This is a genomic window from Pseudomonas sp. Au-Pse12 (assembly GCF_021341665.1).
GTDB lineage: Bacteria > Pseudomonadota > Gammaproteobacteria > Pseudomonadales > Pseudomonadaceae > Aquipseudomonas.
On the sequence record NZ_JAJTTH010000013.1, the window covers coordinates 81514 to 92689 of the forward strand.

The following is an 11176-nucleotide window of genomic DNA, read 5'->3' on the forward strand; positions in this document are numbered from 1 at the left end:
TTCAGCGACGCGAGAGTTTTTTCGATCTGGCTTGGCCTTCAGGTATTACCCACCGGCACAGGTGGGTTTCAACCCCTAGGAGCCTTGCATGATTTCCCCCGCTCGTGTCTTGCGTACCCATACCTTCGGCCTGCTGTTTCTCAGCCTGCAACCGCTCTACGGCGAGATGGCGCTGGCGGCCGGTGAGCGTCACTACAGCATCGGCGCCGGTCCCCTGGACCAGGTGCTGTCGCGTTTTGGCGCCGAAGCGGGGATCAGCATGGCCGGCAGTGCGCTGCTCACGGTGGGCAAGACCAGCCCGGGGCTGCAAGGGGATTTCAATGCCGAAGCGGGCCTGAACCGCCTGTTGGCCGGCACCGGCCTGGGTTATGTGCGCCAGGCCGACGGCGGCTATGCCTTGCGCCTGCGTCAGGAGTCGGTGTCGCTGCCGACGCAGAAGGTCAAGGGCGAGAACCCTGACGAGGAAGAGGTGTACCGGGCGCCACGTTCCTCGGTGTACATCTCTGCCGACGACCTGCAGCGCTTTGGCGTGGTGTCGGTGGGCGACATGCTCAAGGGCCAGCCCGGGGTGCAGGTCGGCGACAGCCGCAACGGCGGCGGCCTGGATGTGAACATCCGCGGCATCCAGGGCCAGAGCCGGGTGGCGGTGACGGTGGATGGCTCGCAACAGGCGCTGGATGTCTATCGCGGTTATGCCGGCACCCAGCAGCGCAGCTACATCGACCCGGACATGATCAGCGACATCGCCATCGACAAGGGCCCGAGCCTGACCTCCAGCGCCATCGGCGGCACGGTCAAGATGCGCACCCTCGGCGTCGACGACATCCTCAAGGACGGTCAGCCTGTCGGCCTGCGGCTCAAGGGCGACCTGTGGAATAACGGCGTGGCGCCGGCCGGTCGCGACCCCCATTCCAGGACCGAGGACCTGTACACGGAACCGCACCAGAGCCGTGGCGGGCTGTTCGGCTCGCAGGCCGAGTCCGGCAGCGCCGCGTTTGCCTACAGCCATGACTTGTTCGATGTGGTGGCGGCCTACGCCCAGCGCAACCAGGGCAACTATTTCTCCGGCAAGAAGGGCCAGGACCGCTATCGCATCTATGACCGCGACGGTGATGAAGAGAACAGCGTGGCCACCACCTACAACGCCGGGGAAGAGGTGCTGAACTCCTCGTCGAAGACCGAGTCGTGGCTGCTCAAGACCACCCTGCGTCCGGCGGACGGCCACCGCTTCGACCTCGGCTATCGCCGTTATGACGGGCGCATCGGCGAGATCATGCCCTCGGACATCTTCCGGTTCGGCACCGGTGGCATCTACCAGTACCCCCTGGGCCACACCCAGATCGACACCTACACCGCGCGCTACAACTACCTGCCCGCGGACAACCCGCTGCTGGACCTGACTGCCGACCTGTGGCTGACCGATGCGCAAACCAGCCAACTGAGCGCCTGGTCGGCACCGGCCTCCCAGGCCTATCGCACGGACCGCTCCTGGAGCCGCCAGGCCAACCGTCGCACGGGCGGCGGGCTGGCCAATACCTCGCGGTTCGAGACCGACTACGGCGACCTGAAACTGGACCTGGGCGGCTCGTTCCAGCTGGAGGAACTGCGGCCGCAAAAAGGCGTGGTCACCACCCAGGACGACATCAACGCCAACCGCAGCTTGCGCGAAGGCTCGCGGCAGGAGTTCAGCTTCAACGGCAAGTTGCAATACCAGCCGGTGGAGCGCCTGACGCTGTGGGGCGGCGGCCGTTACACCCACTATCGAAGCAAGGACCATGTGGCCAATGCCACGGCGCGCAGAGAGGAACGCGAACACAAGTACGTGACCGTCTCCAGGCCCGGCGACTATGGCTACCTGATGTGGTTCCCGGACCAGAACGGGTTGTACACCGATGCGACCGACCCACGGTTGAACAACGGCATTGTCTTCAACAACACCAACTACCCATTCGAGGGCACACCCTATAACCAGTACGGGGCGACCGATACCGAGGTGGGTGATTCGCAAGTGGGGCGGGTGGTCACCGGCTACAACTATTCCGGCAAGGACAGTAACAGTGGCGGCGCCTTTGCCCCGGCGTTCGGCATCAATGTTGAGGTGCTGCCGGACACCTTTGTCTATGCGTCCTACACCCAGGGCTTTCGCATGCCTTCGCTGTTCGAGACCGGCTACGGCGTGCAGCAGACCACCCCCGGCAAGGGCCTCAAGCCCGAGCGTTCGAGCAACTGGGAGATCGGCGCCAGCACCCTGCACAAGGGCCTGTTGGTGGATGACGATGCGGCGGCGATCAAGCTCGCCTACTTCAACAACACCATCAAAAACTACATCACCCGCTACTACGACCCGAGCCCGGGCCTGTGGGGCCTGATGCGCTTCAGCAACACCGACAGCTATAAAACCAGCGGTCTGGAACTGCAGACCCACTACGACGCCGGGCGGGTGTTTGCCGACCTGTCGTCCACCTACTACCTGAAGACCGAAACCTGCGACGCGGCCTTCGCCGCCACCCTGCGCGCCACCAGCAACCCCTACCGGAAAACCGCCGACACTCCGGACTGCACACCGGGCAGCTTCATGGGTTCCTACACCAACACCCAGAACCCGCCGCGCTTTGCTGGCAACTTGACCACCGGCCTGCGCTTCTTCGACCAGAGCCTGACCCTCGGCACGCGCATCACCTACACCTCGGGGCCCACCGCCACCGCCGACAAGCCCTGGCAGACCGGCGCCACCACGCCGCAACTGAACTACCGCGAAGTGGCGCTGTTCGATCTGTTCCTCAACTACAAGCTGCAGGAACACGCCAGCCTCAACGTCTCGCTGCAAAACCTCACCGATCGCTACTACCTGGACCCACTGGCGCAGAGCTTCATGCCGGCGCCGGGGCGCACGCTGCGGGTGGGGATGCAGGCGAAGTTCTGAGGCGAGCAAGGTGACGCGGGTCGGTCATTCCCCCCTGACACGCTTGAGCCAGTTCCAGAAGGGGTCGTCCGATTGCGCGGCGTCCATGCTGACCGTGGTCGGGACGATCGCCGCAGCCCGTGGCGGAATGCTCAGCCCCAGTGTCCGTTCAACGTAACCTCGAAACAGCAGGGGGGGAGGCGGGTAGTCGTCATCCGCGTATTCATCGTCACGTACCTCTTGCGGCGTTCGCTCGAACTGCTCTGGCCAGCAGAGCTCGTTGTAACCGATCGCCAGCAGGCGCAGCAGGTCTTGCGGGGTGTCCGTCAGCACGCAGAGCATCAGCGACCCGGAGCCCGAGCCCAGGTGGACCATGCGTTGCTGGCCAGTGTCGTCGCGCCACAGCCCGGCCCAGGAACCGTCACCGCCGGTGCGCAGGAATATCGACAGCCGCTGGTTCACCTCGGGATCATCACTGGCGGTCCAATAGGCGCTAGCGGCGGGTTCAGGCACGTAGAAGGTGGTCGTGGCGACAGCGCTGTGCTCAGGCTCGGGGTGCAGGGTCATGTAGCGCACGCCATCGCGCCGGGTCCGCACGCAGCCCTGTTCCTCCAGCCATGCAATGGCTTGGCGCAGTGGGGCTGGCAAGGGATTGCCGGCGGGAAAGGCGCCAGCCATTTCATCGGTGAAGGTCATGGCCCCTGCGTGCTGCGACGTTGGAGGGGTCACTGGTCCACCTTCAACATGCCAAGCAAGTCTGTGAATGAGTCAGTCACGTAAAATATCGCCTCTGGTATGTTCAGTTCGTGAAATGTGCAATCCCTTGCTCGCGCCGGGCTCCTTCGATAGCCGGTCGGACGGTAGCCAGGGCAAGGCCTGTCTTGACGTTATCTTCTCTCAGGCGGAGCACGCCTTTGGCCAGTGGAGGCGCTGCCGAGTCAGTTCTGCAGAGGGCAGAGCATGGTCTGCACCTTGATATGGGGATGGCTTTCCAGGGGTTCCCACTCATCGATGAAGGAAAATCCCTGCTTCAGATAGAAGTGTGCGGCTCGTGCGTTCTCGGGGGCGGCGTCCAGATACACGCACTCATGGCCCTTGTCTCGCCCGCAGGATTTCACCGCGTCGACCAGCTTCGCGGCCACGCCGCTGCCTCGTGCCTCGGGGGCCACCCACATGCCGATCAAGTTGTAGCGGTTCGCACCACTGACTGCGGCGCCGATCATTCCCACCGGCTGCTGGTCCTTGAAGGCCAGCCAGAATTGGGTACCGGTTGACGAGGCGCGGTCCTGCCACTGCTGGTCACTGTAGTGGGCGGCGGTCTGGTAACTCACGCCAAAGGCGGTGGGGGAGTCCAGCAGTGCCGCGAGACGAACCTGCTTCAACAGCATCCAGTCCCTGGTTTGCGTCAATCGAATGTCCATGATTTTCCTGAAGGTGGGTGACGACGCAACAACTCGCACATCCGGTGAGCATTATCCTTGCCGCTTGAAACTGCCTTGGGCCGTGGCGGACAAGTCCTGCACAAATGCGCCAACCTCTTGGGCACTGCGCAGGTGAACGACAGGCACCTGTGGCCCGATAGCCAGGCGTACTGCCTCGATGCCCGGGCGGTTTACCCTATCGAAATTCCACACGAAATTCAGGAATTTCAGGAACTCCTTGTTCAGTTTTTCACTGCAGCCAACAGGAAGATCGGCCCGGGGTCGGTTCAGCAGGCTGCGTAACATCACTCGCCGCAGGCAGGTGGCGCGCTGGGTATCGAGCCAGATGATCAGGTCGGCACGGGGCAGTCGCAGGTCGAAGCTGCGCCGGGAGTAGTTGCCTTCACAGATCCAGGTATTTCCGCAGACGGCCTGCCGGACTCGGCTGCGGAAAACCTCATTGTCTGCCTCCACCCAGTCGGGCTCCCAGAACAGCCTGTCCAGGTGTACGACCGGCAACTGAAGGCGGCGACCCAGTTCACGGGCCAGGGTCGATTTGCCACTTCCCGCATTGCCCAGAATCACGATGCGCTGCATGAGCCAGTCCCTGCTGAAAAACCGCCAAGCCTATCATTCCCCGATTGCCGAAAAACCTGTGCTCTTCGAAAGCGAGCAAGAAAACAGTGAATTATCCGGCCCTGGGCAGCAGCGCTATCTCGTCGACTTCGCCAAGGTCGGAGAGGATGAGTTCGATGCATTGGGGCAGGGGCGACATCGAAGCAACCGGGCCTGGGCTGACGCTCTGTTCAATGGCGCCAACTACTTTTGTTCCTGTTCGGGAAGGTCGCTCTTGTATTCGCCCCACTCCATGTACGCGTAGTACTGGGTCATGGCGTCGAAGTGGCTGCGGGCTTCAACTTCCCACACAAGCTTGGCGTCGGGGTGAAGAAGTTTGCGTGCGCTGTTTCCCTGCGGGCCGCCCGGGCAGAATGTCTGGCAGTCATCCGGTTCCATCCAGAGTTGGTAATTCATCTTTGACACCCATGTTTTTTGCTTTAGTGCGCCCGTTCGCCTTTTGCCCCGGGGCTTCTGAGTGTGGTGGGTGCGCTATAGCCGTCTTGATTCGATCGACCTAGATCGACCCGACCGAGCGCAGATATTTCTGTGCCTGAGGGCTGGTGATCTTTTCTGGCTCAAGGACATACAGCGAGCTCCAAAGCGCTGATAAACCCAGTTCCTCCATGTAGGAAGTGAAACTGTTGAAAGGCTCGGTGCCAATGTCCTCGGCGCTGAGCCAGAGCAACTCGCACTCTTGGCAAACGTGCAGGATCTCCTGCGTTGCCCGCACTTGAACCTTGGTCACGACACCTTGTTCACATTCAGGACAGAGCATTTTTCACCTCCCAAAGGAGGCGGATTCTATCACTGCCGAAGAGGGCGGCAGCCGCTATCGAAGGCCGGCCCGGGCTCAGCAGTCCGCCGCTCCGGAGTGGGCCTTTTCCGCACCAGCATCCGAGGCCCCGGTCGCATAAATTTGAAATGCCCGGCATTGCTCGCCAGAATCGCCCCCCGATCCGGCACCAGGTGCCGGACCTTGGTGGTGAAAAGGGGCAGCAGTTGAATCAACAGACATTGTCCATGCGCCTGGCGCGTGTTGCGGCGCATGTGCCGGCCGGTGCGCGCCTGGCCGATATCGGTTCGGATCACGGTTATTTGCCGGTGGCCTTGCTGCTGCGCGGCAGCATCACGGCGGCGGTGGCCGGCGAAGTGGCCTTGACCCCGTTCCAGGCCGCCTTGCGCACGGTGCGCGACAACGGCCTGGAGCAGCAGGTCAGCGTGCGCCTGGCCGATGGCCTGGCGGCGATCGAGCCACAGGACCGAATCAACGCCATCAGCCTGTGTGGCATGGGCGGCGAGACCATTCGCGACCTGCTCGACAGCGGCCAGGCGCGCCTGAGCGGCCAGGAACGCTTGATCCTGCAACCCAACGGTGGCGAGCAGCCGCTGCGCCAATGGCTGATGGACAACGGCTACCGCATTCTTGCCGAGGAAGTGCTGCGGGAAAACCGCTTCGACTACGAAATCATCGTCGCCGAGCGCTCCGGGCCGGTGTGCTACAGCGCCAGGGAGCTGTACTTCGGCCCGCTGCAAATGCAGGTTCGCAGCCCGGCATTCCTCGCCAAGTGGCAGCGTCTGCTGCGCCTGAAGCAGCGTACCCTGGAGAGCTTCGCCCGGGCGCAGGCAGTGCCGGAAGAGAAGATGCAGGACCTGGACCGCCAGGTGCGCTGGATCCGCGAACTGCTGGCGTGATGCGGGGATTGGCACGCGCGGAGCCGGTTCGGCTTCGATGAATCTTCTGTGGCGAGCCTCTTGCCCTGGCCGGGATTGGAAAAAATCATTCCTCTCACCTTAACTAGGGGGTGCTATCACGGCGCCATTACCTGATGAGAGGGGCAGTATCATGCAAGTGAAAGGATTCTTTGTACCGGTGCTGGTGCTGCTGACAGCCTGTCAGAGCGAGCGTCCACAACCTGGCGCCATTGCCCAGGAGTGGGCGATGAATACCATCCAGATGGGGATCAAGCCGCTGTACCCCCTGACCGAGATGTCGCCGGGGGATGTTTTTCTGAGTGTCGGGTACAACGTCGATTCGATGGCGGATATTCCGACCAAGGCTTTTGATATACAGCCGATCATTTATGCCAACCTGGATCTCAGCCAGATCCCTACCCATGAACAGGAACCCGGGCGCTTCATTTATCCGATCGATAATTCGGACAGCAAGAAGCCTGCGTTCAAAGCGTTGACAAACAGCCGAGGCAGGGCCAACTGCAGTGTTTCCTTTCCGGGCTTCAGCTTCGCATCAACGTTGGACTACAACCTGGGGGCAGACATTCCTACCAGCGTTTGGGCCGCCATGTTTTCCACGGCACACCAATCCAAGTACTCGGTGTCCTACTCGGTCCCCAGCAGTCAGTGCGTCAGGGTTCAGGTCTCGCGGCTGATGCCACTGGCCAGCCAGTACCTGTACGGCCTGGATGCCGCGCAAACGGCCCACATGAAAAATGCGTCCATGTCGCTGGCCATCCCGGCAGACCTGAAGAAGAAATACAACGCTCGTCCGATTGTTGTCATTCCTTACATCGTGTACTCCGCTGACGCGCTCGACGTCACGATCAACGCGCTGGACGGCTCCAGCACCCAACTCAGTGCGACGGCGCTTGCACTGGTGCAGCTCAGCGATCAAAAGCAGCTGCTGGAAACGAAAATTCGTCAACTGGGCGGGCAGCCAGCCGCACCGGGCGAGGCCGGCAACGGCGCCGCTGAAGCTCAAGGCGCTGCTCCGAGCCCGCCTGGGCAAGGCTCGCAGGAAGCGCCAGCGGGTGCCGGCGATGTTGCCAAGCCCAAGACGGCAGCGGGGCCACACGACACGCCGCAGGGCGAGGGCCCGGCCCCGCAACCAGACAGATTGGCGTCGTTGCAAGCCCAACTGGCCGCTGTCGAGCAGCAGCTCAAAGCCACCGTTCAAGCCAGCACCCCGTCCTTGCCTGGGGTAACCGGTAGCGTCACCCGGCTTTCAACAACCGGCATCACCCTCCATCAGGTGTTCAATCCGCCCTTGGCGATGGGCTATAGAGCCTTGCAATTCGAGTTGCCTGGCTATGCGCACAGCCAGGCCGTACCGACGGATGATTTAACGCCGTTGCTCGAGCAGAAAAAGGCGTTGAGTTCAGTGCGCACACTCGATACGACACCCGCGCAGCCGCAGAGCAAGCCGGTGCAACAGACTCCCCCGCCGAAGCGGATCTACTACAGCCCTTTGCAGTAGGATGCGCGGCGTCAGCTGGCCGCAATGCTCGGTGCTTGCACGCCGCTCGAATCAGCTGGTGCCACTGGCGTGAATCATGATCTGCCGGACAGGGCGGCTGACCCTGGCCGGCAGTTTTAGCAACAGACAATGATGAGGTTGACTTGAGAGCAGAGGACTATCTGCAAGGTGATGTGGCGCGATTTTGCCAGTGGCTGTCGCAACGCTTGGGTGGCGACCCCATCCACTTCGCGGTTCCCGGGCATGACAAGCAGTTCTTGACCTTGCATGAGGCGCTGCAGGCATACGCGTGGCCGCTGAAAAAGCTTGCCGGTCTCCCGAACCCGGACCCTGTTTACCCGTATCGCCACCCCGAGGTGCCCACGCTGCTCGCCAAAGGCAGCTTGGCGGCCAATACGGCTGTCTTGAGGCTGATACAGCAGGCGCTGCGGGCGGCGTATTACGCTGGGCCGGCATCGCCAGAGGCACTGGCCGGCGCGGTGGCGGCCACTTTCCACTGGGGAGGCGTGTACAAGGAAACCCCGTTTGGCGGCAATAAACCCTGGCTTGCAGGCAACTACCACGGTCTGTTTGCCATCCTCGAAAACGTCGTCAATGACCATGCTCGGGGCGACGATGAAAGCCAGGTGCGCGACCTGCGCTTCAACGCGGGCATGACCAAGGTTTATTCACTGCTTATCGACGACTTCGTCATCTATGACAGTCGAGTGGCCGCCTCGCTGGCTTGGCTGGTGCTGAACTGGTGGACGCAGGTCGAAGGCAAACCGTCCGACCAGTTGCATGAGCACCTGCGCTTTCTGTGCTTGCCTGGTAACGGCAACGCTTCCAAGTGGCGCAACCCGCAGCCCCAGCTATTCAAGACCCGCGCCACAGCGCCTTATGAGCACTACAAATGGAATGTGCGCCTCAACTGGCTGTTGCGGGGGGCTCAGCAGCGGGCCGGTGAGCGCAGTCGCTTCAATTCCTTGCGCGAAATCGAAGCCGCACTGTTCCAGATGGGAGAGCGAGTGGTGTGAGCGTCGAGTGCTGCGTCGTCGACGTCATCGTTGTGTTGCGACATTCAGGCGGCACGGCAGTGCTGCAGCCCAGGCTTGCCATTTGCCAGTATCTTGTCGGCGTCGAAAGCCTGTCTATATGATTGCCGGGTCTTCAGGCTCGCCACTGGGGTGCTCCTGAATCTGACGCCAATGCTTGAGAGCGCAAACAGCCTGAGCCGGTGTCTCCTACGGGTGAGCGTCAGCTGTTTTTCCATCAGAGGGATTTTGCTCCAGGCTTTTTCCAGGCTCTACAGGGATGTTCAAACGATGAAGAACACATTCAAGGCCGGATCGTTCATGCACAGCGGTCTGGCCAAGGCATTCGCCGGTCTGGCGCTGGCCACCTTCACTCTGGCGGCGCCTGCGCTGGCCCAGGCCAGCGCGCCCATTCCCCCTGGCGCGGTGCTGGCAGTGATGCAGAACGTCGAGGTGCCCGACCAGGATGAAGAGGTGGAACTCCAGGACGGCGTCACCGCGACCTTCTGGTACGGCCAGGAGCTGGACTTCGACGGCAAGTACTACTACGCCTCCTTTGTTTGGCACACCCGGGACAGCGCGGCCCGTCAGGGCGAGGATTTTGCCGCCCCCGAGGTTCAGGTGCGGCTGGCGGATGCGACCTTCGAGCTCACCCACCCGGGCCAGACGCCGGCCTATTCCATCCGCAGTATCGAGCGCAAGATCGGCTTCTTCGGCGGCCGGGAAAAACCCGAGGAAGTCGACCCCAAGCGCCAGGCCCTGGAACATCGCACCGCTGATGGCCGGCTGTTGCTGGCGGTGCCCACGGCCACGTTCGACGATGGCGTGGTGACCAAGGGCTACACAATGCTGCTGTTCAACCCGAACAAGAAGCCGGAAGACGATGGCTGGGTCTGGTCCTATGTCGGCCAGGTGCGCACCGGCGAGGACAATTCCGCCGCTTGTGACGAGGGCGCGGTAATGCCCTGCATCGGCAGTGACGGCGAGTTGAGCTTTGTTGCTGGCCAGGGGCCGTTGCCACAGGTGCAGGTCAAGGTCAGCGGCACCACCTTCCAGGGCCCGGGCAAAATCCGCTCGCTGGCCGCGGCCGATAACCTGACCTACGTCTACGACGGTAAAACCCAGCAGTACGCCAGCCACTAGGCTGTGGCCTACGACGCCGGGCCTCTGGCGGCGTCATCTCGCGGAACGCAAAATTCCCCCGGGGGGTAGTGCTGTTCAATTAACAAAAAACGGCGCTTCCTCAAGATGAGCAAGCGCCGTTTTTCGGGCTTCGCTGCCACCCCAAAAGAGACGAGCATTACCCTGTGGCGAGGGAGCTTGCTCCCGCTGGGGTGCGCAGCGCCCCCAGTAGCGTCTACGCGGTTAACCTGATAAACCGCGCCGGCAGGTTTTACGACCGCTACGCGGCCGAGCGGGAGCAAGCTCCCTCGCCACAACAACCCCCCCCCGCCTGCGAAATGCTTTGTTCGGTTGCTTAAGTGAACAGCATTACCCGGGGGGGGATTTTGCGACACCTTCAGCCATGCATAGCGGTGCAATTATCCAAGGGGTCGGTGAATGACAACGCGAACGCTTGAGCTGACAAGGCGCGGTGCTGGCCGTTGCGCTGTAGGGATCGGGTATGCTGGCGGCCGATGAAGCGGACCAGAGACACAGAACATGACGCGTCGGCCGTTGCTGGAAATCGATGTACGCGACCTGGGCACGGCCCGTGAGCTGCACCTGGCCTTGCGCGATGCCTTGGGTTTGCCCCTGTGGTATGGCTGCAATTGGGATGCCTTCTGGGATGCCATTTCCGGTCTGGTGGAGATGCCGCTGCAGTTGCGCATCAGCGGCTGGCACAGCCTCTCCCAGCGCTTGCCGGACGATGCGCGGCTGATGGAGCAATGCCTGCGGCGCCTGCAGGCCCAGTACCCGGCATGGGCCGCGCAGCTGCACTTCGAGTGAGGCGCAATGCCAAAAAGCCGCGCCTGGGCGATTTACTAATGCCGCGCAATCCTCTATAAAT

11 protein-coding genes are annotated in these 11176 nt (G+C 62.2%); 7 read left to right on the forward strand and 4 right to left on the reverse strand.

Features of this window, described 5'->3' with window-relative positions:
* The first annotated feature begins 88 nt into the window (after positions 1-88).
* A complete protein-coding gene (locus LXM55_RS28425; RefSeq protein WP_233323440.1) occupies positions 89-2923 on the forward strand; it encodes a TonB-dependent receptor in 2835 nt (944 codons plus the stop codon).
* Positions 2924-2947: 24 nt separating this feature from the next.
* On the opposite strand, the gene LXM55_RS28430 is transcribed toward LXM55_RS28425, so the two are convergent.
* The 3 genes from LXM55_RS28430 to LXM55_RS28440 form a co-directional block, all read right to left on the reverse strand.
* The gene (locus tag LXM55_RS28430) at positions 2948-3631 is read right to left on the reverse strand and encodes a hypothetical protein (protein WP_233323441.1); all 684 of its coding nucleotides are present in this window, start codon (positions 3629-3631) and stop codon (positions 2948-2950) included.
* 209 nt (positions 3632-3840) lie between these two features.
* Complete coding sequence (locus LXM55_RS28435; protein ID WP_233323442.1) at positions 3841-4323, reverse strand: GNAT family N-acetyltransferase; 483 nt, start codon at positions 4321-4323, stop codon at positions 3841-3843.
* A 51-nt stretch (positions 4324-4374) separates the two neighbouring features.
* Positions 4375-4920, reverse strand: coding sequence for an AAA family ATPase (locus tag LXM55_RS28440; protein WP_233323443.1), 546 nt, complete (start codon positions 4918-4920; stop codon positions 4375-4377).
* On the opposite strand from LXM55_RS28440, the gene LXM55_RS28445 reads away from it, so the two are divergent.
* Positions 4919-5203 (forward strand): hypothetical protein, encoded by a 285-nt coding sequence (locus LXM55_RS28445; RefSeq protein ID WP_233323444.1) that lies wholly within the window; start codon positions 4919-4921, stop codon positions 5201-5203. The genes LXM55_RS28440 and LXM55_RS28445 overlap by 2 nt on opposite strands.
* 252 nt (positions 5204-5455) lie before the next feature.
* Here the strand turns inward: LXM55_RS28445 and LXM55_RS28450 are convergent, their stop codons facing one another.
* Positions 5456-5716: a hypothetical protein gene (locus LXM55_RS28450; protein WP_233323445.1), complete on the reverse strand. Its 261-nt coding sequence runs from the start codon at positions 5714-5716 to the stop codon at positions 5456-5458.
* Between the two features lie 224 nt (positions 5717-5940).
* Between LXM55_RS28450 and LXM55_RS28455 the strand changes: the two genes are divergently transcribed.
* From LXM55_RS28455 to LXM55_RS28475, 5 genes are all read left to right on the forward strand, one after another.
* Positions 5941-6633: a tRNA (adenine(22)-N(1))-methyltransferase gene (locus LXM55_RS28455; RefSeq protein ID WP_325169924.1), complete on the forward strand. Its 693-nt coding sequence runs from the start codon at positions 5941-5943 to the stop codon at positions 6631-6633.
* Between the two features lie 151 nt (positions 6634-6784).
* On the forward strand, positions 6785-8152 hold the full coding sequence (locus LXM55_RS28460) for a hypothetical protein (RefSeq protein ID WP_233323447.1): 1368 nt from the start codon (positions 6785-6787) through the stop codon (positions 8150-8152).
* 143 nt (positions 8153-8295) lie between these two features.
* Entirely contained in the window at positions 8296-9168 is an 873-nt protein-coding gene (locus tag LXM55_RS28465; protein ID WP_233323448.1) for a hypothetical protein, read from the forward strand.
* Between the two features lie 288 nt (positions 9169-9456).
* Positions 9457-10308 (forward strand): hypothetical protein, encoded by an 852-nt coding sequence (locus tag LXM55_RS28470; protein WP_233323449.1) that lies wholly within the window; start codon positions 9457-9459, stop codon positions 10306-10308.
* Between the two features lie 519 nt (positions 10309-10827).
* Positions 10828-11115 (forward strand): barstar family protein, encoded by a 288-nt coding sequence (locus LXM55_RS28475; RefSeq protein WP_233323450.1) that lies wholly within the window; start codon positions 10828-10830, stop codon positions 11113-11115.
* Positions 11116-11176 lie beyond the last annotated feature (61 nt).